The organism is Streptomyces sp. NPDC107471 (assembly GCF_055582845.1).
The window spans coordinates 36688-58266 of record NZ_JBVJPC010000003.1; the positions used below are offsets into that span (position 1 = coordinate 36688).

At 73.8% G+C, this 21579-nt stretch carries 21 protein-coding genes and 1 pseudogene; 17 read left to right on the forward strand and 5 right to left on the reverse strand.

The genetic code is table 11. The features are described 5' to 3' along the window. Genes ACZ66S_RS09655 through ACZ66S_RS09670 form a run of 4 tightly spaced genes read left to right on the forward strand, consistent with a single transcriptional unit; the run spans position 1 to position 4987 of the window. A complete protein-coding gene (locus tag ACZ66S_RS09655) occupies positions 1 to 1485 on the forward strand; it encodes an ABC transporter substrate-binding protein (RefSeq protein ID WP_469900949.1) in 1485 nt (494 codons plus the stop codon). Between the two features lie 3 nt (positions 1486 to 1488). Further along, positions 1489 to 3273: an ABC transporter permease subunit gene (locus ACZ66S_RS09660; RefSeq protein WP_469900950.1), complete on the forward strand. Its 1785-nt coding sequence runs from the start codon at positions 1489 to 1491 to the stop codon at positions 3271 to 3273. Further along, positions 3270 to 4484, forward strand: coding sequence for an MDR family MFS transporter (locus tag ACZ66S_RS09665; protein WP_469900951.1), 1215 nt, complete (start codon positions 3270 to 3272; stop codon positions 4482 to 4484). Before ACZ66S_RS09660 ends, ACZ66S_RS09665 begins: the two co-directional genes overlap by 4 nt. A gap of 53 nt (positions 4485 to 4537) precedes the next feature. After that, positions 4538 to 4987, forward strand: a complete 450-nt coding sequence (locus ACZ66S_RS09670; protein WP_469900952.1) for a GNAT family N-acetyltransferase — start codon at positions 4538 to 4540, stop codon at positions 4985 to 4987. Positions 4988 to 5204: 217 nt separating this feature from the next. Here ACZ66S_RS09670 and ACZ66S_RS09675 read toward each other — a convergent pair whose 3' ends face one another. Beyond that, entirely contained in the window at positions 5205 to 5987 is a 783-nt protein-coding gene (locus tag ACZ66S_RS09675) for a CDP-alcohol phosphatidyltransferase family protein (protein ID WP_469900953.1), read from the reverse strand. Positions 5988 to 6108: 121 nt separating this feature from the next. On the opposite strand from ACZ66S_RS09675, the gene ACZ66S_RS09680 reads away from it, so the two are divergent. From ACZ66S_RS09680 to ACZ66S_RS09700, 5 genes and pseudogenes are all read left to right on the forward strand, one after another. Then, positions 6109 to 7089: a zinc-dependent alcohol dehydrogenase gene (locus ACZ66S_RS09680; protein WP_469900954.1), complete on the forward strand. Its 981-nt coding sequence runs from the start codon at positions 6109 to 6111 to the stop codon at positions 7087 to 7089. 116 nt (positions 7090 to 7205) lie between these two features. Then, positions 7206 to 7604, forward strand: a complete 399-nt coding sequence (locus ACZ66S_RS09685) for a 6-pyruvoyl trahydropterin synthase family protein (protein WP_469900955.1) — start codon at positions 7206 to 7208, stop codon at positions 7602 to 7604. Then, entirely contained in the window at positions 7601 to 8785 is a 1185-nt protein-coding gene (locus ACZ66S_RS09690) for a glycosyltransferase family 4 protein (RefSeq protein WP_469900956.1), read from the forward strand. The genes ACZ66S_RS09685 and ACZ66S_RS09690 overlap by 4 nt, the downstream gene beginning before the upstream one ends. After that, positions 8782 to 9789: a class I SAM-dependent methyltransferase gene (locus ACZ66S_RS09695; RefSeq protein ID WP_469900957.1), complete on the forward strand. Its 1008-nt coding sequence runs from the start codon at positions 8782 to 8784 to the stop codon at positions 9787 to 9789. Before ACZ66S_RS09690 ends, ACZ66S_RS09695 begins: the two co-directional genes overlap by 4 nt. After that, positions 9786 to 10913, forward strand: a pseudogene (locus ACZ66S_RS09700) (lysylphosphatidylglycerol synthase transmembrane domain-containing protein); the annotation flags it as partial. The gene ACZ66S_RS09695 and the pseudogene ACZ66S_RS09700, both read left to right, overlap by 4 nt. Positions 10914 to 11026: 113 nt before the next feature. Here the strand turns inward: ACZ66S_RS09700 and ACZ66S_RS09705 are convergent. After that, a complete protein-coding gene (locus ACZ66S_RS09705) occupies positions 11027 to 11788 on the reverse strand; it encodes a creatininase family protein (RefSeq protein ID WP_469900958.1) in 762 nt (253 codons plus the stop codon). A 38-nt stretch (positions 11789 to 11826) separates the two neighbouring features. Here ACZ66S_RS09705 and ribA point away from each other — a divergent pair, with 38 nt between their 5' ends. The 5 genes from ribA to ACZ66S_RS09730 are packed head-to-tail and all read left to right on the forward strand — an operon-like array spanning position 11827 to position 16025. Beyond that, complete coding sequence (gene ribA, locus ACZ66S_RS09710; RefSeq protein ID WP_469900959.1) at positions 11827 to 12486, forward strand: GTP cyclohydrolase II; 660 nt, start codon at positions 11827 to 11829, stop codon at positions 12484 to 12486. Between the two features lie 45 nt (positions 12487 to 12531). Further along, positions 12532 to 12672: a hypothetical protein gene (locus tag ACZ66S_RS09715; protein WP_469900960.1), complete on the forward strand. Its 141-nt coding sequence runs from the start codon at positions 12532 to 12534 to the stop codon at positions 12670 to 12672. After that, on the forward strand, positions 12669 to 13817 hold the full coding sequence (locus ACZ66S_RS09720) for an NAD(P)/FAD-dependent oxidoreductase (protein ID WP_469900961.1): 1149 nt from the start codon (positions 12669 to 12671) through the stop codon (positions 13815 to 13817). The genes ACZ66S_RS09715 and ACZ66S_RS09720 overlap by 4 nt, the downstream gene beginning before the upstream one ends. After that, on the forward strand, positions 13814 to 14878 hold the full coding sequence (locus ACZ66S_RS09725) for a saccharopine dehydrogenase (RefSeq protein ID WP_469900962.1): 1065 nt from the start codon (positions 13814 to 13816) through the stop codon (positions 14876 to 14878). Before ACZ66S_RS09720 ends, ACZ66S_RS09725 begins: the two co-directional genes overlap by 4 nt. Then, on the forward strand, positions 14871 to 16025 hold the full coding sequence (locus ACZ66S_RS09730) for a saccharopine dehydrogenase family protein (RefSeq protein ID WP_469900963.1): 1155 nt from the start codon (positions 14871 to 14873) through the stop codon (positions 16023 to 16025). Before ACZ66S_RS09725 ends, ACZ66S_RS09730 begins: the two co-directional genes overlap by 8 nt. 27 nt (positions 16026 to 16052) lie before the next feature. On the opposite strand, the gene ACZ66S_RS09735 is transcribed toward ACZ66S_RS09730, so the two are convergent. Further along, positions 16053 to 17279, reverse strand: coding sequence for a serine hydrolase domain-containing protein (locus ACZ66S_RS09735; RefSeq protein WP_469900964.1), 1227 nt, complete (start codon positions 17277 to 17279; stop codon positions 16053 to 16055). Positions 17280 to 17437: 158 nt separating this feature from the next. Between ACZ66S_RS09735 and ACZ66S_RS09740 the strand changes: the two genes are divergently transcribed. Beyond that, the gene (locus ACZ66S_RS09740; RefSeq protein ID WP_469900965.1) at positions 17438 to 17881 is read left to right on the forward strand and encodes a PPOX class F420-dependent oxidoreductase; all 444 of its coding nucleotides are present in this window, start codon (positions 17438 to 17440) and stop codon (positions 17879 to 17881) included. A 113-nt stretch (positions 17882 to 17994) separates the two neighbouring features. After that, a complete protein-coding gene (locus tag ACZ66S_RS09745; RefSeq protein ID WP_469900966.1) occupies positions 17995 to 18405 on the forward strand; it encodes a VOC family protein in 411 nt (136 codons plus the stop codon). Between the two features lie 15 nt (positions 18406 to 18420). Here the strand turns inward: ACZ66S_RS09745 and ACZ66S_RS09750 are convergent, their stop codons facing one another. Further along, positions 18421 to 19779 (reverse strand): MFS transporter, encoded by a 1359-nt coding sequence (locus ACZ66S_RS09750; protein ID WP_469900967.1) that lies wholly within the window; start codon positions 19777 to 19779, stop codon positions 18421 to 18423. A gap of 126 nt (positions 19780 to 19905) precedes the next feature. After that, entirely contained in the window at positions 19906 to 20571 is a 666-nt protein-coding gene (locus tag ACZ66S_RS09755; RefSeq protein WP_469900968.1) for a TetR/AcrR family transcriptional regulator, read from the reverse strand. Positions 20572 to 20700: 129 nt separating this feature from the next. Here ACZ66S_RS09755 and ACZ66S_RS09760 point away from each other — a divergent pair, with 129 nt between their 5' ends. Further along, positions 20701 to 21576 carry a shikimate dehydrogenase gene (locus ACZ66S_RS09760; protein WP_469900969.1) on the forward strand — a complete coding sequence of 292 codons (876 nt, stop codon included), beginning with the start codon at positions 20701 to 20703 and terminating at the stop codon, positions 21574 to 21576. Positions 21577 to 21579 lie beyond the last annotated feature (3 nt).

Below are 21579 nucleotides of genomic sequence, written 5' to 3' on the forward strand. Positions count from 1 at the left end.
ATGCGCCGCCGTCACGCACTCGGCTCCCTCCTGCTCGCCCCGCTGCTCACCGCCTGCTTCGCCGCCCAGGGCGGCGACTCCGCGGGCGAGACGGGCGACGGCTCCCGGCTCCGCGTCGCCCTCGCCTTCCCGCCCGCCGAGAACCTCTCCCCGTACGGCGGCGACGCCACCCTCCTCAGCCGCCTCGGCGTCAGCGAGGGCCTGACCGTCCTCGACGCCAACGGCGCCGCCGCCCCCGCGCTCGCCGCGTCCTGGCGCCGCGAGAACGACCGCACCTGGCTGTTCACCCTGCGCGAGGCCGCCTTCCAGGACGGCTCCGAGGTCACCCCGGCCGCGGTCGCCGCCGCCCTCACCCACGCCGGCGAGGCCGAGCCCGCCCCGGCCGCCCTCTCCGGCGTCACGCTGACGGCACGGGCCGCGGGCGACGCCGTACGCATCACCACGAAAGCCGCCGACCCCGTCCTGCCGCTCCGGCTGTCCAGCCCGAGCCTCGCCGTGTTCGCCCCGAAGGCCTACGGCAAGGACGGCCGGGTCGATCCCGTCGGCACCGGCGCCGGCCCCTTCGAGCTGACCGAGGTCACCGGCTCCGCCTCCGCCGCCCTCGACCGCTTCGACGACTACTGGGGCGGCCGCGCCCAGGCCCCCGGCATCGACGCCCGCTTCGTCGCCGACGGCACCGCCCGCGCCAACGCCCTGCGCACCGGCCAGGTCGACGTCGCCGAGGCGATCCCCGTCGCCCAGGCCGCCACCCTCGACAAGGCGCTGATCGAGGAGACCGCCACCACCCGCACCACGAGCCTGCACCTCAACACCCGGTCCGGCCCCTTCAGGGACCCGAGGCTGCGCGCCGCCGCCCGCGAGGCCGTCGACAGCTCCGCCGTCGTCAAGGGCGTCTTCGAGGGGTACGCCGACCCCGGCGCCGGCCTCTACGGTCCCGCCGTCACCTGGGCCGAGGGCAAGCGCGTACGGCCCACCGGACGCGCGACCGCCGCCGACGCGCACGGCACCTCCGTCACCCTCGCCACCTACGACAACCGGCCCGAACTCCCCGAGACCGCCCAGGTGCTCCAACAGCAGCTCCAGAAGGCCGGGTTCGAGGTCAGGCTGGTGGTACGGGAGTACGCGCGGCTCGAAAGCGACGCGCTCGCCGGGAAGTTCGACGCGTTCGTCGGCGCCCGCAACAGCCTCGTCGACACCGGCGACCCCGTCGGTGTCCTCGCGAGCGACTACACCTGCGACGGCGGTTACAACCTCGCCCGGCTGTGCGACAGGAAGGTCGACCGGGCGGTCGCCGATGCCGACGCGGTGGCCGACACCGGTGAGCGCCAGGACGCGGCGATGCGCGCCGAGGCGGCCGTCCTCGGCACCGACGCCGTGGTGCCGCTGGCCCACCAGGGCATCATCGTCGGCGTGGCCGACGGCGTACGGGGCGTGCTGCTCGACCCGTACGAACGGACCCTGGTCGGCGCCGGAACGCGACGCTGAGCCGTGGGGCAACGAGTGGCCACCCTGCTGTGGCGTGCCCTGCTCGCGGCGGCCCTGGTGTGCGGGATCGGCCTGCTGCCGTGGCTGTCGCGCACCGACCCCGCGCTCACCGTGCTCAAGGCGCGCTCCGCGGACCGCACCCCGACGCCGCGGGTCCTGGCCGACATCCGGGACCGACTGGGCCTCGACGAAGGCCCCTTGCACCTGCTCGGCCAGTGGCTCGGCGGGCTGCCCCGCGGGGACGCCGGCCGGTCCTGGCTGAACGGCACCCAGGTCACCCCGACCGTCGTCCAGGCGCTCGGGGTGTCCCTGCTGCTGGTGACGGTGGCGCTCGCGGTCGCCGCCGGCACCGCCGCCCTGGTGTGCGCCCGCACCCTGTGGCTCGGCGCGCACGGCCGCCTCGACGGGCGGCGGACCCGGGGCGGCGCCTCGGCGATGCTCGCCGCACTGCCCGAGTTCCTCACCGCCTCCGTGCTCGCCACCGTCGTCGGCGTCCAGCTCGGCTGGCTGCCCGCCCTCGGCTGGTACGGACCCCGCTGGACGATCCTGCCCGCGCTCGCCCTCGGCCTGCCCGCCGGGGCCGTGCTCGGACGCCTCCTCGACGACCTGCTGCCCGGCGCCTTCGCCGAACCCTGGGCGTCCGCCGCGGCGGCCCGCGGACTGCCGGGCCGTGCCGTCGCCGCCAAGGCGGTCCGCCGCTGCGTCCCCGCACTGCTGCCCAACCTGGGCCTGTTCGTCGTCGGCCTCACGGCGGGCTCCGTCGCCGTCGAGCAGATCTACGACATCCCGGGCCTCGGCCGCACCACCCTCCAGGCCGCCCTCGCCCAGGACCTGCCCGTGCTCCAGGCCGGCACCCTCGCCCTCCTGCTCCTCGCGGCCACCGCCACCGGCCTCGCGATCCTCGCCGTCCGCCGCCTGACCGGCCCGGCCCTGCGCGACGGCGCCCTGGACTCCCTGCACCGCCCGCGCCGGCCCACCCGCAGCGCCCTGCCCCTCCTGTACGGCGGTCTCCTGGCCGCCGTCGTGGCGCTCGGCCTGCTCCGCGACCCGCTCGCCCTCGACACCGGGGCCCGACTCCAACCCCCCTCCCGGGCCCACCCGTTCGGCACCGACGCGCTCGGCCGGGACCTGCTCGCCCGGGTCGCGCACGGGGCCCTCGACACCCTGCTGACCGCCCTCGCCGTCAGCGTCACCGCACTGGCGGTCGGCGTCCTGCTCGGACTGCTGCCCCGGCTGTCCGGGCCGCTCGTCGACACCGTCAACGCCGTACCGCCGGTGCTCGCCGCACTGCTCGTGACCGCCGTCGCCGGGAGCGGTGCCGCCACGCCCGCCCTCGCCGTGGCCACCGTCTCCTGGGCGGCGCTCGCCGCGCACACCTCCTCGCTGCTCCGGCAGGAACGCGCCACCCCGCACCTCGCGGCCACCCGGGCCCTCGGCGCGAGCCGCCGCTACCTGCTGCGGCACGAACTGCTGCCCGCGATCCTGCCGCCCGTCACCCGGCACGCCCTGCTGCGCCTGCCCGGTGTCGCGCTCGCCCTCGCCTCCCTCGGCTTCCTCGGCCTCGGCGCCCAGCCGCCCGCCCCGGAGTGGGGCCTGCTCCTGGCCGAGAACCAGCCCTACGCCGAACGCGCCCCCTGGGCCGTCCTCGCCCCGGCCGGCGCACTCGCCCTGCTGGGCGCGCTCGCGGTGAGCGCGGCGGGCGGGGTGCGGTGGCCGCGCCGGCGCGCGCGCACTCGTACCGCCCCGACGTACGTGCCCGCCCGGTCGGCCGAGGCCGAGGCCCGATGACGTCGACGCCGGTCGGCGCGCCCCGGACCGCGGCCCGCCTCCCGCCGCTGCTGCGGCTGCTGATCCTCACCCAACTCGCCTTCAACGTGGGCTTCTTCGCGGTGCTGCCCTTCCTGTCCGCCCACCTCGGGCAGGCCGTCGGGATGGCGGGGTGGCTCGTCGGGCTCGTCCTGGGGCTGAGGACCTTCAGCCAGCAGGGGCTGTTCGTGGTGGGCGGCGCGCTCGCCGACCGGTACGGGATCAGGCCCGTCGTCCTCGCCGGGTGCGTGCTGCGGATCGCCGGGTTCGGCTGGCTGGGGTTTGCCGAGCGGACCGGCGCGGTCATCGGGGCCGTCCTGCTCATCGGGTTCGCCGCCGCGCTGTTCTCGCCCGCGGTGGAGTCCGAGGTCGCGCGGCAGGCCGTCCTCCACGAGGAGGCGGGCGGTCAACGCACCCGTGTGCTGGCCCTGTTCACCGTCGCGGGACAGGCGGGGGCGTTCGTGGGGCCGCTGCTCGGCGCGCTGCTGCTGGCGGTGGACTTCCGCACGGTGTGCCTGGCGGGCGCCGGGATCTTCGTGCTCGTCCTCGCCGGGCACGCGTGGATGCTGCCGCAGCACATCCCGGGGCGCCAACGGGTCCGGCTGGAGGGCGGGTTGGGAACCCTGTTCCGCAACCGCCGCTTCCTCGCCCTGTGCTGCGCGTACGGCGCCTACCTGCTCGCCTACAACCAGCTCTACCTGGCCCTCCCCGACGAGGTGGAGCGCGCGACCGGCTCGCAGGCGGCGCTGGCCTGGCTGTTCGCCCTGTCCTCGCTGCTGGTGGTGACCGCCCAGCTCCCCGTCACCCGCCGGGTCGGCTCCAGGCTGTCGCTGCGCCGGTCGATGATGGCCGGACTGCTGCTGATCGGCGCCGGGTTCGCGGTCGTCGCGGTGTCCCGGCCCGCCGACTGGACCGGTACGGCGGGCCTGTTGCCCTCGGCCGGGTTCGTCGTCCTGCTCACCTTCGGGCAGATGCTCGTGGCGCCGGTGGCCCGCGCATGGGTCCCCGACCTCGCGGAACCGGACCGCCTCGGCCTCTACACCGGGGCGCTCTCCTCGGTCTCCGGCCTGATCGTCCTGGTCGGCAGCTCCGTCACAGGCTCCCTGCTGGCCGCGGACCTGCCGACACCGGTGCCGTGGCTGCTGCTGGCGGCGGTACCGGTGGCGGCGGTGGGGTTGCTGCCACGGAGATAGGCAGAACCCGCGTCGGCGGGAGGACTCCGGGGCGCGGCGATAGGGTCCACCCCATGGAGACTCAGGACATCCGGGTGGAGATCGCCCGGGAGGCGGACCAGGAACTCGTCGACGCCTTCGCGCGGATGCTGCCGCAGTTGTCCTCGACGGCCGAGGCCCTCGACCTCGCCGCGCTCGACCGCATCCTGGCCTGCGACGCCAACACCATGCTGATCGCCAGGTCCACGTCCGGGCCGGTCGTCGGCACCCTCACCCTCGTGATGTTCCCGGCGCCCGCGGGACTGCGGGCCCGCATCGAGGACGTGATCGTCGATCACGCGGCCCGCGGCCAGGGCATCGCCGGGCTGCTGATCAGGGAGGCCATCCGGCTCGCCCGGGAAGCCGGGGCCCGTACCGTCGACCTGACCTCCCGCCCCGACCGCGCGGCCGCCAACCGGTTGTACGAGCGGCAGGGGTTCCGCCAGCGGGAGTCGACGGTCTACCGGGTACCGCTGAAGGGCTGAGCCCATCGGAGCGAGTACGGGATCGGTTCCGCGCGTACCGCTGAAGGGCTGAGCCCCCTTCACGCGGTGACCGGGGGCGGCTTCGGGAGGTCCCGACAGTCACCGCGTCGGCCCGCGGACGCGGCGGGCTCTCAGGCACCGGCAGCGCACGGTGCGGACGCCGTACGGTCTGCCCGGCGCGGGCCGCGACCGGCCGCCGCTGCCACGCCGTCCCCGGTCAGGACGCCACGACCTGCGGCGTCGCTGCCGGGACGAGGTCCAGGAGTTCCTCCACGGCCGCCTGGTCCGCGCGGTGGGTGCGCCACAGCCACAGGACGTCCCGGCCGAACGACCACACCAGCGTGGCCAGGGCCACGGCCACCACGCCGAAGGTCGCCGCGAACGGCAGGTACCCGGACGCGGCCACCAGCAGCAGGATCCCCTGCAGCGCGGCCACCGTCTTGCGGGCCATGCTCGGCGGCAGCGGGGCGTTGAGCCAGTTCCAGACGCGGGCCGCGGCGACGAAGCCGTAGCGCATGGCGCCGATGAGGAGGACCCACGGGCCCTGGGACATCGACACGTACACACTGAGCACCAGGATCAGGAACGCGTCGACCTCCATGTCGAACCGCGCGCCCAGCGGGGTCGAGGTGCCCGTCGCACGGGCCACCTTGCCGTCGACGCCGTCGAGGATCAGGGCCACCGCCGTCAGGCCGACGAAGAGGGTGACCGGCGGGGAGTCCTGGAAGGAGTCCGCGACCAGGGCCGTGACCCCGCCCACCAGGGTCGCCCGGCCGAGCGTCACCCGGTTGGCGGGCCCGAAGGACCGCGGCCGGGTGCGGTGCAGCGCCCTGGAGAGCACGGCCCAGGTGGCGACGGCGAAGGCGAGGCCGGTCAGCCAGCCCGCCGGCCCCATGCCGATCGCCGTGCCGAGCAGGGCCAGCAACAGGATCTGAACGCCCGCTCCGACAGCGGTCTCCTGCTGGACCAGCCTTGCTTCGTAAGTGTTGTTCAGGGCCACCGCACATTCCTCCGGCCAGATGACAGAGTCGATCAAGGCCGCGTACTGTGCGCGGCCTGTGCACATCTCGGTACGTGAACGAGGTACGTGCACGGGTTGCCGATCGTTCAGGAGGTTCTCGATGAAGGCCGCCGCACGCGCGTTCTGGCTCCGCTCCCCGGGTGCGGGCGAGATACGGGACGCCCCCCTTCCGGCCCCCGGCGAGGACGAGGTGCTGGTCCGCTCGCTGTACTCGGGAGTCAGCCGGGGCACGGAGACACTCGTGTTCCGCGGCGGGGTGCCCGAGAGCCAGTACGCGGCCATGCGGGCACCGTTCCAGGAGGGCGACTTCCCGGGACCCGTGAAGTACGGCTACCTCAGCGTGGGGCAGGTGGAGCAGGGGCCCGCCGCGCTGAAGGGCAGGACCGTCTTCTGTCTGTACCCGCATCAGACGCGGTACGTAGTGCCCGCGAGCGCCGTGACGGTCGTACCGGACGACGTGCCCGCCCGGCGGGCCGTCCTCGCCGGCACCGTGGAGACCGCGGTGAACGCCCTGTGGGACGCGGCGCCCCTGGTGGGCGACCGGATCGCGGTGGTCGGCGGCGGCATGGTGGGCAGCTCGGTCGCCGCGCTCCTCGCCCGCTTCCCCGGCGTACGGGTCCAGTTGGTGGACGCCGACCCGGCCCGCGCCGCCACCGCCGAGGCCCTCGGCGTCGGTTTCGCGGCCCCCGCGGACGCCCTCGGCGACTGCGACCTCGTCGTCAACGCCAGCGCCACCGAACAGGGCCTCACCCGCTCGCTGGAGCTGCTCGGCGCCGAGGGCACCGTCGTCGAACTGAGCTGGTACGGCGACCGGAAGGTCGCTCTCCCGCTCGGCGAGGCCTTCCACTCCCGGCGCCTCACCATCCGCAGCAGCCAGGTCGGCACCGTCTCCCCGGCCCGGGCGAACCGCAGCTACGGCGACCGGCTCGCCCTCGCGCTGGAGCTGCTCGCCGACCCGGCGCTCGACGCCCTCATCACGGGGGAATGCGCGTTCGAAGAACTGCCGGAGGTGATGCCGGGGCTGGCCAGTGGGGAGATTGCGGCCCTCTGTCACCTCGTGAGGTATGACAAGAGCGCCTGACCTGAGAAAAGAGTGGGACCCGGCTGAACACGGGGAAGCGAGGAGCCGTACTACACGGCATCCCCCGGCAGGGATCAGTCGGGGGACCAGACGCGCCGCACCTGGAGGGTCGTCCGTTGTTCAGCATCACCGTCCGCGATCACATCATGATCGCCCACAGCTTCCGCGGCGAGGTCTTCGGACCCGCGCAGCGTCTGCACGGAGCGACGTTCCTGGTGGACGCCACCTTCCGGCGCCAAGAGCTGGACGACGACAACATCGTCGTCGACATCGGACTGGCCACCCAGGAACTCGGTGCCGTCGTCAGCGAGTTGAACTACCGCAACCTCGACAACGAACCCGACTTCGCGGGGATCAACACCTCCACGGAGTTCCTGGCGAAGGTCATCGCGGACCGGCTCGCCGAGCGCATCGAGAAGGGCGCGCTGGGCGAGGGCGCCAAGGGCCTGTCGGGCCTGACCGTCACGCTGCACGAGTCGCATGTGGCCTGGGCGAGTTACGAGCGTGCCCTGTGACCGACATGACCGCCGGGCGGACGGCCACACTCGACTACGTGCCCGTGCAGCACTCCGCCCTCAAGAAGGCCGAGATCATCCCGATGTCCCTGCGGTCCGTGCACTTCGTGATGCCCGGCGGCGTGGACGACCCGACCGCGCCGAGCGGCGGCAACGCCTACGACCGGCGGGTCTGCCTGGACCTGCCCGGCTTCGGCTGGCAGGTCGAGCGGCACGCGGTGGCCGGGAGCTGGCCCCGCCCGGGAGCGGCGGCCCGTACCGAACTGGCCCGCACCCTGCGGGACCTGCCCGACGACACCGTCGTCCTCATCGACGGCCTGGTGGCCTGCGGGGTCCCGGAGATCGTCGTCCCCGAGGCGCAGCGGCTGCACCTCGCCGTCCTGGTCCACCTGCCGCTCGGCGACGAGACCGGACTCGAACCCGCACTCGCCCTCGAACTGGACGCCAGGGAACGCGAGGTGCTGCGGGCCGTGTCCGCCGTGGTCGCCACCAGCGACTGGGCCGTACGGCGCCTCGTCTCCCACCACGGTCTCGCCCCCGAGCGGGTCCACGTCGCCACCCCGGGCGCCGACATCGCCCCGCTGGCCTCCGGCACCGACGGTGTCTCCCGGCTGCTGTGCGTGGCCGCGGTGACCCCCCGCAAGGGCCAGCACCGGCTGATCGAGGCCCTGGCCGGGGCGCGGGACCTGCCGTGGAGCTGCGTGTGCGTCGGCGGGATCACCCAGGACCCCGAGTACGTCGCGCACCTGCGGACCCTCATCGCGAAGTACGGCCTCCAGGACCGCCTGCACCTCGCCGGACCGCAGGCCGGGGCCGAGCTCGACGCCAGTTACCACGCCGCCGACCTGATGGTCCTCACCTCCTACGCCGAGACCTACGGCATGGCGGTCACCGAGGCCCTCGCCCGGGGCATCCCGGTGCTGGCCACCGACGTCGGCGGACTGCCCGAGGCGGTCGGCCGCGCCCCCGACGGCGGGGTGCCCGGCATCCTCGTCCCGCCGGAGGACCCCGCCGCCCTCGCCGCCGAACTGCGCGGCTGGTTCGGCGAGGCCGACGTACGACGCAGGCTCAAGGCGGCTGCCCGGGGTCGGCGGGCCGCCCTGGACGGCTGGGCGACCACGGCCCGCAGCCTGGCCGGCGTACTCGGCCGACTCCCGAGCGAGCCCAGGAGGGCGGCATGAGGAAGACGGCGACCGAGCAGAGCGGGAAGATCCCGGCCCAGCCGGGACCCCGGGAGGTGACGGCGGTGGAGTCCGGTGTGCCCTCCGACGCGGACGCGGTGATCCCCGGTGCCGGTCCCAGCACCCGTCCCGGTGAGCGTCCGACCGTACGTCTGCGGGACGCCGGGCCCGACGACGCCCCCCGGTACGCCCCCGAGTGGCTGGAGCTGCGGGAGGGGCCCGACGCGGCAGCGCGGGCGGCCGACCTGCTCGACCCGCTGCGCATCCGGCTGGCCAACCTGCCGGGCCGGGCCGGTCTCGTCATCCACGACCTGGGCTGCGGCACCGGCTCGATGGGCCGCTGGCTGGCGCCCCGCCTGGACGGCCCCCAGCACTGGATCCTGCACGACCGGGACCCCTACCTCCTGCACTTCGCCGCCGTCGCCTCCCCGCGCTCCGCGGCCGACGGCAGCCGGGTCACCGTCGAGACCCGCCGCGGCGACGTCGGCCTGCTCACCCCGGACGCCCTCGCCGGCGCCTCCCTGGTGACGGCCTCCGCCCTGCTGGACGTCCTCACCCGCGAGGAGATCGACGCCCTCGCCGCCGCCTGCACGGGCGCCGGCTGCCCGGCCCTGCTCACCCTGTCCGTGGCGGGCCGCGTCGAACTCGACCCGGCCGACCCGCTCGACGAGGAGATCGCCGACGCGTTCAACGCCCACCAGCGGCGCGGCGCACTGCTCGGCCCGGACGCCGTCACCGTCGCCTGCGAGGCGTTCTCCGAGCGGGGCGCGACGGTACGGCTGCACCCGAGCGCCTGGCGTCTGGGCCCCGCCGAGTCCGCGCTCACCGAGCAGTGGCTGCGCGGCTGGGTCGGCGCCGCCGTCGAGGAGCGCCCCGCACTCAAGGAGCGCGCCGAGTCCTACCTCAGGGACCGGCTGGAGGCGTGCCGCGCCGGTGAGCTGAAGGCCGTCGTCCACCACAGCGACCTGCTGGCGCTGTCCCGCCCGACGGGCGGAGCGTCATGAGCGTGGAGACGGTGCGGCCGGGGACGGGCCGCACCGAGGCGGGCCTGCCGGTACGGCGCCCCGCGGAACCGGCCGCGCCGACCACGCTCTCCCACCGGGCCCGCACCCTGCGGGCCGAGGTGGTCCGGACCCGGGACGACGTGCTCACCGCACGGACCGAGGCGCTGGTGGCCCGGGCCGAGATCCTCGAAGCGGCCGGTGTGCCCGCCACGGACCTGACCGAAGCCGCCGTCGCCCGGGACCGGATCGGCGTCATCGTGGCCGAGGCCCGGCCCCGCCGGCGCACCGCCTGGCGGGCGGCGCTGAACTCCCGTGCGCTGCGCACCCACTTCGGCACCGTCGCCGGCGTCACCATCCTCGCCCTCCTGCTGTGGCGCCTCGGCACCGGCGTCTTCCTGGACGGGCTGCGCCGGATCGACGCTCCCGCCCTGCTGGCGGCCCTCGCGATCGGCGTCCTGACCACCGTCTTCAGCGCCTGGCGCTGGCAGTTGGTGGCCCGCGGGCTGCGCATCCGGCTGCCGCTCGGCGAGGCCGTGGCGGACTACTACCGGGCCCTGTTCCTGAACGCGGCCCTGCCGGGCGGTGTGCTCGGCGATGTGCACCGCGCGGTGCGGCACGGGCAGAGCGCGGGCGACATGGGCCGCGGGGTACGGGCCGTCGTCCTCGAACGGGTCGCGGGACAGATCGCGTTGGCGGTCGTCGGCGGTGCCGTGCTGCTCTCCCTGGACTCCCCGGTACTGGCCGAGGCCCGCCACCTCGCGCCCCTGGCCGGTCTCGCCGCCCTCGGCGCGCTCGCCGTCGCGGTGGCCCTGCGGATGAACCGCACCCGCTCCGACCGCCGGAGCCGGGCCCTGGGCGCCGGTCTCGGCGAGGCACGCGAGGCACTGCTGTCCCGCCGCAACTGGCCCGGCGTCGCCCTCTCCTCGCTGGTCGTCCTCGCCGGCCACCTCGGGATGTTCGTGCTCGCCGCCCGCATCGCGGGCTCCGACGCCTCCGTGGCCGCCTTGCTGCCGCTCGCCGTGCTCGCCCTGCTCGCCATGGGACTGCCCCTGAACATCGGCGGGTTCGGCCCCCGAGAGGGCGTCACCGCCTGGGCGTTCGCCGCCATGGGCCTCGGAGCCGAGGTCGGCCTCGCGACGGCGATCGTGTACGGCGTCCTCAGCTTCGTGGCGAGCCTGCCGGGCGCGGCCGTCCTGGTCGTCCGCTGGTACCAGGGCCTGCGGCGCCCGGCGACGGCCTACTCCGCGTCGGATTCCGTCAGCATCGAGAAATACGCCCCGAAGGATGCCGCGAGGCTCTCCAGCAAGGCTTTCCCCTTTTCCGCCGAGCCCAGTGAAGGGCGCCCGATGACACCGGAATCGGTGTAACCGGACATACCGAGGGTGAGGAGATGACGACGGTCGTCCGCGACGAAATCGGAGGTCTCGTAACCGGGGCGCAGACATTCCGGGTGCGCGTGCAGAAGAATGGAGGTCTCGATTTCTCCGGCGTGCATGTCGGTGAGCAGCGAGGTGAGCACCCCCGCCTCCGTACGGGCGCTCTCCCAGTCCTCCGCGGCCGGGAACAGCGCCATCCGCTCCCCGCGGGCGGAGGCCTCCTGCACGACGTTGCCCAGCACGTAGTTGCCCCCGTGCCCGTTGACCACGACCAGGGCCTCGACGCCCGAGCGGCGCAGCGAGGCGGCTATGTCCCGAACCATCGAGTGAAGGGTGACGGCGGAGATGCTGACGGTCCCCGGCCAGGCCGCGTGCTCGTGCGAGCAGGAGATCGTCACCGGGGGGAGGAGGTGCACCGGGTACGCCGCGGCGATCTGCCGCGCGACGGCACAGGCGACGAGGGTGTCGGTCGCCAGCGGAAGGTACGGACCGTGCTGTTCGAAGCTCCCGACCGGAAGGACGGCGACCTGAGTTGAGACGCCCGCCCCCCGCGTCCGTACGTCTTCCGTAGTGTCCGTCGGCAACAGACCGTTCGCCGCCGACCGCATTCCCGAACCGCTCATCTTTTCACGGCCTTTCGTCTCTGCTTAGGAAACAGATCATGACAGACAAAGTTGGCGTCCTCGGCAAGAAGGCACCACAGCGCACCGGCGTGGAACGCGTGGTGAATGCCCCGCTGCCCACCGTGTACGGGAAATTCCAGGCGATCGGCTACCTCGATCACGACCGCGGTGACGAACAAGTCGCCCTGGTGCACGGCGACATAGGCGCGGACGACGTCCTCGTGCGACTGCATTCCGAATGCCTGACCGGTGACGCGTTCGGCTCCCAGCACTGCGAGTGCGGTGACCAGCTCGACGCCGCGCTGCGGGCCGTCGTCAAGGCGGGTAGCGGCATCGTCGTCTACCTGCGGGGACACGAGGGCCGGGGTATTGGTCTGCTCGCCAAGCTGCGCGCGATGGCGCTCCAGGCGGAGGGCCTGGACACCGTCGAGGCGAACCTCGCGCTCGGCCTGCCGGTGGACTCCCGCGACTACGGCGTCGCCGCCGGGATCTTCCACGACCTCGGCGTGAACTCGGTCCGCCTGATGTCCAACAACCCGCGCAAGCGCGAGGCGCTGCAACGGCACGGCATCAAGGTCTCCGAGACCGTGCCGCTGCTCATCACGCCGTGCGAGAGCAACATCACCTATCTGCGCACCAAGCGGGAGCGCATGGACCACCACCTGCCCCACCTGGACGCGGTGGCCCACCTGTCCTGAGTTCCGGGCGGATTCCGGGAGGGCGGATCCGGACAGGAAGAGGGAATGACCGACGACGTCCTCTTCCTCTCCGGACAGCAGGTCCCCGGCCCGCCCGACGCGGACACGGCCCTCACCGCGCCGCGGCCCTGGCACGGCAGGCCGGGCGACGCCGTGCCGCGGGCGGCGAAGGGGGAGCGCCGGTGAGCACGCGCACGGCCGGTGTCGTCGTCATCGGCGGCGGTGTCATGGGCACCAGCATCGCCCGCCACCTGGCACGCGCGGGCGTACCCGACGTGGTCCTCGTCGAGCGGGACGAACTCGCCTCCGGCTCCACCTCCAAGGCGGCGGGCGGGGTGCGGGCGCAGTTCTCCGACGAGCTCAACATCCTGCTCGGGGCCCGTAGCCTGGAGGCGTTCGGCCGCTTCGAGGAGGAGACCGGGCAGGACATCGGGCTGCACCGGGTCGGGTACCTGTTCCTGCTGTCGACGCCCGAGGAGGTCGCGTCCTTCGAGGCGGGCGTCCGGCTCCAGAACTCCCTCGGCGTCCCGAGCCGCATGATCGACCCGGCCGAGGCGCGCCGGCTCTCCCCGCTCATCACCACCGACGGCCTGCTCGCCGCCGCCTACTCGCCCGAGGACGGCCACTGCACCCCCGAGTCCGTGGTGCACGGCTACGCGGCCGACGCCCGCCGGCACGGCGCCACCGTGCTGCGGCACACCGAGGTCACCGGCATCGAGGTGCGCGGCCAGGACATCGCGGCCGTCGCCACCACCACGGGCCGGATCGCCACCTCCACGGTGATCTGCGCGGCCGGCGCCTGGTCACGGGCCGTCGGCGCGATGGTCGGCGTGGACCTGCCCGTCGAACCGCTGCGCCGCCAGATCGCGGTCACCGCACCGGTCGACGCGCTCCCGCCCGACCTGCCCATGACCATCGACTTCACCAGCAGCCTCTACTTCCACGCCGAGGGCCCCGGCCTCCTGGTCGGCATGTCCGACCCCGACGAGACACCCGGCTTCGACACCGCCGCCCACGACCGCTGGATCCCCCGCCTGGCGGAGGCCATGCGGCACCGCGCCCCCGCCCTCCTCGACCTGCGCCGCACCGGCGGCTGGGCCGGCCTGTACGAGATCACCCCGGACCACAACGCCCTCATCGGCGAGGCCACTTCGCTCTCCCGCTTCCTGTACGCGACGGGCTTCTCCGGCCACGGATTCCTCCAGGGACCGGCCGTCGGCGAGGTCGTCCGCGACCTGTACCTGGGCCGCGTACCCTTCGTGGACATCAGCCCGCTCAGCGCCGGCCGGTTCGCGGCCGACGCCCCGCGCCCGGAGGCCAACCGCGTATGACCGAGCTCCACCTGTGGCTGCGCCACGAGGTCCGTTCCACCGAGCGACGCACGCCCGTCGTCCCGACCGACGCCCGGCGCCTCGTCGACAGCGGCGTGACGGTGACCGTCGAGGAGTCCCCGCAGCGGATCTTCCCGGTCGAGCAGTACGAGGCGGTCGGCTGCGGTGTCGCCCCGGCGGGTTCGTGGGCCACCCGGGCGCCGCGGGACGCCGTGGTCGTCGGTCTGAAGGAACTCCCCGACGAGCCCGTCGCCCTGACGCACCGGCACGTCTTCTTCGGGCACGCCTACAAGGAGCAGCCGGGCGCCCGGGACCTGCTGCGCCGGTTCGCCACCGGGGGAGGGGCCCTGCTCGACCTGGAGTACCTGGTCGACGACCACGGCCGCCGGCTCGCCGCCTTCGGCTACTGGGCCGGTTACCTGGGGGCGGCCCTGGCCGTGCTCCAGCACCGGGGCAGGCTGTCCGCGCCCCTGGTGCCCACCTCGCAGGAGGAACTGGAGGAGGCGTTGCGGCCCGTCGCCGGGGACGAGGAGTTCACGGCGCTGGTGATCGGGGCGCTGGGCCGCAGCGGCCGGGGCGCCCGCGTCGCGCTGCGGGCCGCCGGGATCGAGCCGACCTGCTGGGACCTGGACGAGACCCGCGACCTGGACCGGCCCGCGCTGCTCGCCCACGACGCGCTGGTGAACTGCGTCCTCGCCACCAGCCCCGTGCCGCCGTTCGTCCGCGAGAGGGACCTGGACGACCCGGCCCGCAGGCTGCGCACCCTCTCCGACGTCACCTGCGACGTCGGCTCGCCCCTGAACGTCCTGCCGGTCTACGACCGCACCACCGAGTGGGCCGAGCCCGTGCGCCGCCTGCACAAGGAACCCGCGCTCGACCTGATCGCCATCGACAACCTGCCGTCCCTGCTCCCCGAGGAGTCCAGCGTCGGCTTCTCGGGCTCCCTGCTGCCCCTGCTGCTGGAGTTCGGGGTCGGCGGCCCGTGGGGGCGCTGTCTGGACCGGTTCCACCAGGCGTGCCGTGAACTCGGCATCGACGAAGGGGAATCGCACCGTGACTGACCCGGTACCCGCGACCGGCACCGTCCACTGGATCGGCGCCGGGCTCTCCACCGGCGGCGGTCTGGCCGCCCTGTGCGACACGGCCGACCGCGTGCTGCTGTGGCACCGCACCGAGGAGCGGGCACAGGAGGCCCTCGAAAGGCTGCGGCTGAACGGACGGGCCGCGCCGCGTGCCTACGCGCTGTCCGCGCTCGCGGCCGAACTGGCCCCCGGGGACGTCGTCGTGTCGATGCTGCCCGCGTCCGAGCACGCCCGGATCCTCGCCGTCTGCGTCCGCGAGCAGGCCCACTTCGCCTGCTCCAGCTATGTGTCCGACGCCGTCCTCGCCCACGTGCCGGCGGCCCGGAAGGCGGGACTGGTCGTCCTCACCGAGGCGGGCCTCGACCCGGGCATCGACCACCTCTTCGCGCACAGCCTCGTCGCCCGGGCCCGCGCGGCGATCGGCGAGGGGACACCGGCGTCGTACGGCCTCACCTCCTACTGCGGTGGTGTGCCCGCCGTCCCGAACGACTTCCGCTACCGCTTCAGTTGGGCCCCCGTCGGAGTCCTGAACGCCCTGCGCTCACCGGCCCGGTACATCGACCACGGCACCCCGGTCATCGCCGAGCGCCCCTGGGAGGCGACCCGGCGCCATGTCGTGGACGGGGAGACCTTCGAGGTCTACCCCAACCGCGACAGCGTCCCCTTCGTCGAGCAGTACGGACTGCCGGCCGCCTGGACCCCGCGGACCTTCGTGCGCGGGACCCTGCGTCTGGACGGCTGGCTGCGGGCCTGGGAGCCGGTCCTCGAGGAACTGCGGACCGGCGACGACACCCGCATCGCCGCCCTGGCCCGGGAACTGGCGGCCAAGTACCCGACGACGGACGCCGACCGCGACCGGGTCGTCCTCGCCGTCTCCCTCGACGTGCGCGCGGAGGACGGCCGCACCTGGTCCGGCGGCTACCTCCTCGACCTGGTGGGCGACGAGGACGACAGCGCCATGGCCCGCTGCGTCTCCCGCACCCTCGCCCTGGGCGTCGGCCACGTCCTGGACGGCTCGCTCCCGGCCGGGCTGCACCGCGCCGCCGAGACGGCCGCCCGCTCCGACCAGTGGCTGGGCGAACTGGCGCGCGGCGGCGTGCACTTCACCCTGCGCGTCGACGCGTAGGCCGCTCGGTGCACCGGGCGGCCGGACCTAGGCCACGACCGCCTCGTGGACCAGCCGCTTGAGGTCGGGGAAGAGCTTCAGCGTCTTCGGCCGCACCTGGGTGTGGAACTGCACGGTCAGATCGCGGACCGGGTCGACCCAGAAGGTCGTGGACGCCGCGCCGCTCCAGCCGAAGGTCCCGGGAGTGGTGGGTGCCAGGGTGCGGGCCGGGTCGATCACCACGGAGACGCCGAGGCCGAAGCCGACGCCGTCGTTGCCGGGTTCGTCGTGGGCGGGTCTGGTGCCGAAGGCACGCAGGTCCGCGCCGCCCGGGAGGTGGTTGGAGGTCATCAGGTCCACGGTCTCGGCCGACAGCAGGCGGGTGCCGTCCAGTTCGCCCCGGCGGCGCAGCAGCTCCGCGAACCGGTGGACGTCGTACGCCGACGCCGCCAGGCCGCCGCTGCCGGACAGCAGGCGGGGGCGGCCCCGCAGCGGGAGCCCGGGGACCGGCTCGATGGAGCCGTCGTCCTTCTCGCCGTACAACTCCGCGAGCCGGTGCGCCTGTTCGTCCCGCACCCAGAAGCCGGCGTCGGGCATCCCGAGGGGGCCGAAGACGCGCTCGGCGAAGAAGGCGTCGAGGGTCCGGCCGGAGGCGATCTCGATGACCCGGCCGAGGACGTTGGAGGCGACCGAGTAGTTCCACTGGGTGCCCGGCTCGAACTGGAGGGGCAGGCTCGCGTAGACGTCGACCGTCCTCGCGAGGTCGGAGCCGGGCAGCACGGACGACTCCAGGCCGGCCTCGCGGTAGAGGGCGTCGACGGGGTGGGAGCGGTAGAAGGCGAAGGTCAGGCCCGCGGTGTGGGTCATCAGGTGCCGGATGCGTATCGGACCGTCGGCGGGGCGGGTCGTGACGTCGTCGCCGGAGCCGGCCACGTACACGCGGGGTTGCGCGAACGCCGGCAGGTAGTCGGCGACCGGGTCGTCCAGCGACAGCCTGCCCTCCTCGACCAGCATCAGGGCGGCCACCGTGGTGACCGGCTTGGTCATCGAGTAGATCCGCCACAGGGTGTCCGCCTCGACCGGCAGGCCGGCCGCGAGGTCCCGGTGGCCGTGCGTGGTGAGGTGGGCGACGCGGCCGCCGCGGGCGACGGACACCAGGAAGCCGGGGATCCGGCCCTCGTCGACGCAGTGGACGAAATGCCGGTCGAGACGGTCCAGCGCCTTCGCGTCCAGCCCCACCTCACCGGGATCGACCTCTTGCCGAAGCTGTGCCATCGCTCTCCTCCGTCGCGTACGTCGAGGTGCGGACCGACCTACCCGGCCCGGACCGCCTCAGACATCATCGTCGCTCAGAAAACGGCGCCGAGCTGCGGGTCTGCCGTGATCGCGCGGCAACGGGAATGCCGGGCACGGCCGGGCCGGTTGATCGTGGCATGACCGAGAAAGCGACGCAGGACGCACTGCTCCGGCTGCTCTTGGAGAGCCACGGCGGGGTGCTGACCACCCTCAAGCGCGACGGCCGGCCCCAGCTCTCGAACGTCAGCCACGCCTACTACCCCGACGAGCGGATCATCCGGGTCTCCCTGACCGACGACCGCGCCAAGACCCGCAATCTGCGCCGGGATCCGCGTGCCTCGTACCACGTGACGACGCCGGACCGGTGGGCGTACACCGTCGCCGAGGGCACGGCCGAACTCAGCCCCGTGGCACAGGACCCGCACGACGACACGGTCGAGGAGCTCGTCCGCCTGTACCGCGACGTCCAGGGCGAGCACCCCGACTGGGACGACTACCGGGCGGCGATGGTCCGCGACCGACGGCTGGTGCTGCGGCTGCGGGTGGAGCGGGCGTACGGGATCCCCACCGCCACGGACTGACGACCGTGCCCCCGGTCCGCCGGTCCTACGCCCAGCGGCGCAGGACCGGCGGGCGATGCGTTCGGGGCCGGTGGCTGGCTACGGTGGCCGGTACATCGAGGGAAGAGGTCTCCATGCCCGTCAACGGCCGCAGCCACCTGCGCATAGCCCGTCCCTCCCGGGACCTGGCCGCCGCCGAGCGGTTCTGGGCCGAGGGGCTCGGGCTGGGGGTCGTGTGGCGTGCCGAGGGCGGATCCGAACCCGGTGAGCACGACCTGCTGATGCTCGGGTGGCCGGACGCCGGCTGGCACCTGGAACTCGTGCACGAGCAGGGCCGTCCCGTCGAACCCCGCCCCACCGAGGAGGACCTCCTGGTGGTCTACGTCGACGGGCCGGTGCCGGACGACCTGGTCGCCCGGCTGGAGGCGCACGGCGGCAAGCGTGTGCTCTCCCCGAACCCGTACTGGAACGAGTGGGGCGTCACCGTCGAGGACCCGGACGGGTACCGGCTGGTGCTGTGCACGCGGGGCTGGTCCAACCGGTAGCCGCGCCCGGCGGGGTCAGGCCGTCACCTTCTGCGGGTGCGGCACCTGCCGGGGCGTACGGGAGCCGAGGTCCTCGGTGGGGACCCGGTGGGTCTCGCGGGCGGTGAGGGCGGCGATCAGCGGCGGGACGCACAGGGCCGCGGTGAACAGGGCGACCGAGGACCAGTCGGTGCCGTCGGGGCCCGCTATCCGGGCCGCGAAGGTGACCGCGAAACCGGCCACCGCGAACCCGATCTGGGTGCCGATCGCCATGCCCGAGAGCCGGACCCGGGTGGAGAACATCTCGCCGTAGAAGGACGGCCAGACCCCGTTCGCGGCGCTGTAGACGACACCGAAGGCGACGATGCCGAGCAGCAGCGTCAGCGGGTAGTTGCCCGTGGAGATCGCCCACAGGTACAGGAACATCGTCACCGCGCTGCCCACCGCTCCGACCAGGAAGACCGGGCGCCGGCCGACGCGGTCCGACAAGGTGGCCCACAGGGGGATCGCGGCGAGCGCGACGAGGTTGGCCAGCGCGCCCACCCACAGCATCGACGAACGGCTCATCCCGACCGCGTCGCTCGTCGCGTACGCCAGCGCCCACACCGTGAAGATCGTGGAGACCGAGGCGATCAGCGCACCCCCGATCACCCGCAGCACGTCCGCCCAGTGCTCCCGCAGCAGCACCACGAGCGGCAGCTTCGGGACGCCCACCGACGCGGCGTGCTGCTCGAACGCCGGGGTCTCGTCCAGCTTGCGGCGGATCACGAAGCCGACCACGGCGACCGCCACGCTCAGCCAGAACGGCAGCCGCCAGCCCCAGGACAGCAGTTGGTCCTCGGGCAGCGCGGCGACCGGCAGGAAGACCAGGGTGGCGAGCAGTTGCCCGCCCTGGGTGCCGCTGAGCGTGAAGCTGGTGAAGAAGCCCCGTCGGTGCGCCGGCGCGTGCTCCAGGCTCATGGAGTTGGCGCTGGCCTGCTCCCCGGCCGCGGAGATGCCCTGGAGGACCCGGCACAGCACCAGCAGGACCGGGGCGAGGGTGCCGACCTGGTGGCGGGTGGGCAGACAGCCGATGAGGAAGGTCGACAGGCCCATCAGGATCAGCGTGAAGACCATGATCTTCTTCCGGCCGACCCGGTCGCCGACATGCCCGAGGAAGAGCGCGCCGACCGGCCGGGCCGCGTAGGCGACACCGAACGTGGCGAGCGACAGCAGGGTCGCGGTGGCCGGGTCGGACTCGTCGAAGAACACCTTCGGGAAGATCAGGGCTGCGGCGCTGCCGTAGATGAAGAAGTCGTAGTACTCCAGGGCGCTGCCGATCCAGGCGGCGGTGGCGGCCTTTTTCGGTTGCCCGACGGCTTCGGCGGGGTCGCGGGGGACGACGGTGGGCGTCACGGGGGTGCTCCTTCGGGGGGACTCCGGGAGCTATCCAGTTAATTAACCCACTGGATAGTTAGTAGCGGTTGCGGAGGATGGTGCGCCCACCGGTCTCGCGTGTCAAGGGGTGCCGCCGGGCCCGGATCAGTCCGCGGCGCGGTCCGCCGTCAGGTAGGCGATCACCATGTCGCCCAGCATGGCCCGGTAGTGCTCGCGCTGCTCCGGGGCGACGAGGTCGCGACCGAAGAGCGCGCCGAAGGTGTGCCGGTTGGCCACCCGGAAGAAGCAGAACGAGCTGATCATCGCGTGCAGGTCGACCGCGTCCACGTCGGCCGTGAACAGGCCGGACTCCTGCCCCGAGGCCAGGATGCGGCGGATCACGTCGAGCGCGGGGGAGCCGATCCTGCCGAGCTTCTCGGAGCCGGAGATGTGCTCGGCCCCGTGGATGTTCTCGATGCTGACCAGGCGGATGAAGTCGGGGTGCTGCTCGTGGTGGTCGAAGGTCAGCTCCGCCAGGCGCCGGATGGCGGCGACCGGGTCCAGGTGCTCGACGTCCAGCTCCTGCTCCGCCTCCCGGATCACGCCGTACGCCCGCTCCAGGACGGCGGTGAACAACTGCTCCTTGCCGCCGAAGTAGTAGTAGATCATCCGCTTGGTGGTGCGGGTGCGGGCGGCGATCTCGTCGACGCGGGCGCCGTCGTAGCCGGCCCGCGCGAACTCCTGGGTGGCCACGTCGAGGATCTCGGCCTGGGTGCGGGCGGCGTCACGGATCCGCCCGCCGGGTCGTGCCGGTTCGTCGACGCTGGTCATCGGGTTCCTTCGGGAGAGCGGCCGGTGCCGCAGATTGTAGAAGGCGCGGCCCCGCTCTTCCCCGGCAGCCGTCCGGCTGATATAGCTAACGTACTGGTTCGTACATTAGCGCTCGGCTCAGGAGGTCGCGTGGCCAGGGACTCGATTCTCGTCGGACTGATCGGCGCCGGTATCGGCCCCTCGCTGAGCCCGGCGCTGCACGAGCGGGAGGCGGACCGGCAGGGCCTGCGCTGTCTGTACCGGCTCATCGACATCGACGTGCTCGGTGTGCGCCCCGAAGCGGTCGGCGAGCTGGTGCGGGCCGCCCGCGACCTCGGCTTCGACGGGCTGAACATCACCCATCCCTGCAAGCAACTGGTCATCGGGCACCTGGACGCGCTCAGTCCGCAGGCCGAGGCGCTCGGCGCGGTCAACACCGTGGTCTTCGAGAACGGCCGCTCGACCGGGCACAACACGGACGTCACCGGCTTCGCCGCGTCCTTCGCGCGCGGGCTGCCCGACGTGCCCCTGGAGCGGGTCGTGCAACTGGGCGCGGGCGGTGCCGGTGCGGCCGTCGCGCACGCCATGCTCACCCTGGGCGCCGGGCGGGTCACCGTCGTCGACGCGCTCGCCGACCGGGCCGCCGCCCTCGCCGCCGCCCTGAACCGGCACTTCGGCCAGGGGCGTGCAGCCGCGGCCGGTCCCGACCGGTCGGCCGCGCTGCTCGCCGACGCCGACGGCCTCGTGCACGCGACCCCCACCGGTATGGCCGCCCATCCCGGCCTGCCCCTCCCGGCGGGTCTGCTGCGCCCCGAGCTGTGGGTCGCTGAGGTGGTCTACCGGCCCCTGGAGACGGAACTGCTGCGCACCGCCCGCGCGCTCGGTTGCGCCACGCTCGACGGGGGCGGCATGGCCGCCTTCCAGGCCGCGGACGCGTTCCGGCTGTTCACCGGGCGGGAGCCGGACGCGGCACGGATGCTCGCGGACATGACGGAACTGACGGGAGCGGTCGGCGCCCCCAAGTGATCC

Excerpts from the sequence above, each read along its gene's own strand:
- ACZ66S_RS09740 (WP_469900965.1), top strand. The coding sequence starts at position 17,438 with ATGACCGAGAAAGCGACGCAGGACGCACTGCTCCGGCTGCTCTTGGAG.
- ACZ66S_RS09680 (WP_469900954.1), top strand. The coding sequence starts at position 6,109 with ATGAAGGCCGCCGCACGCGCGTTCTGGCTCCGCTCCCCGGGTGCGGGC.
- ACZ66S_RS09670 (WP_469900952.1), top strand. The coding sequence starts at position 4,538 with ATGGAGACTCAGGACATCCGGGTGGAGATCGCCCGGGAGGCGGACCAG.
- ACZ66S_RS09725 (WP_469900962.1), top strand. The coding sequence starts at position 13,814 with ATGACCGAGCTCCACCTGTGGCTGCGCCACGAGGTCCGTTCCACCGAG.
- ACZ66S_RS09665 (WP_469900951.1), top strand. The coding sequence starts at position 3,270 with ATGACGTCGACGCCGGTCGGCGCGCCCCGGACCGCGGCCCGCCTCCCG.
- ACZ66S_RS09745 (WP_469900966.1), top strand. The coding sequence starts at position 17,995 with ATGCCCGTCAACGGCCGCAGCCACCTGCGCATAGCCCGTCCCTCCCGG.
- ACZ66S_RS09755 (WP_469900968.1), bottom strand. The coding sequence starts at position 20,571 with ATGACCAGCGTCGACGAACCGGCACGACCCGGCGGGCGGATCCGTGAC.
- ACZ66S_RS09735 (WP_469900964.1), bottom strand. The coding sequence starts at position 17,279 with ATGGCACAGCTTCGGCAAGAGGTCGATCCCGGTGAGGTGGGGCTGGAC.
- ACZ66S_RS09695 (WP_469900957.1), top strand. The coding sequence starts at position 8,782 with ATGAGGAAGACGGCGACCGAGCAGAGCGGGAAGATCCCGGCCCAGCCG.
- ribA (WP_469900959.1), top strand. The coding sequence starts at position 11,827 with ATGACAGACAAAGTTGGCGTCCTCGGCAAGAAGGCACCACAGCGCACC.
- ACZ66S_RS09705 (WP_469900958.1), bottom strand. The coding sequence starts at position 11,788 with ATGAGCGGTTCGGGAATGCGGTCGGCGGCGAACGGTCTGTTGCCGACG.
- ACZ66S_RS09715 (WP_469900960.1), top strand. The coding sequence starts at position 12,532 with ATGACCGACGACGTCCTCTTCCTCTCCGGACAGCAGGTCCCCGGCCCG.
- ACZ66S_RS09655 (WP_469900949.1), top strand. The coding sequence starts at position 1 with ATGCGCCGCCGTCACGCACTCGGCTCCCTCCTGCTCGCCCCGCTGCTC.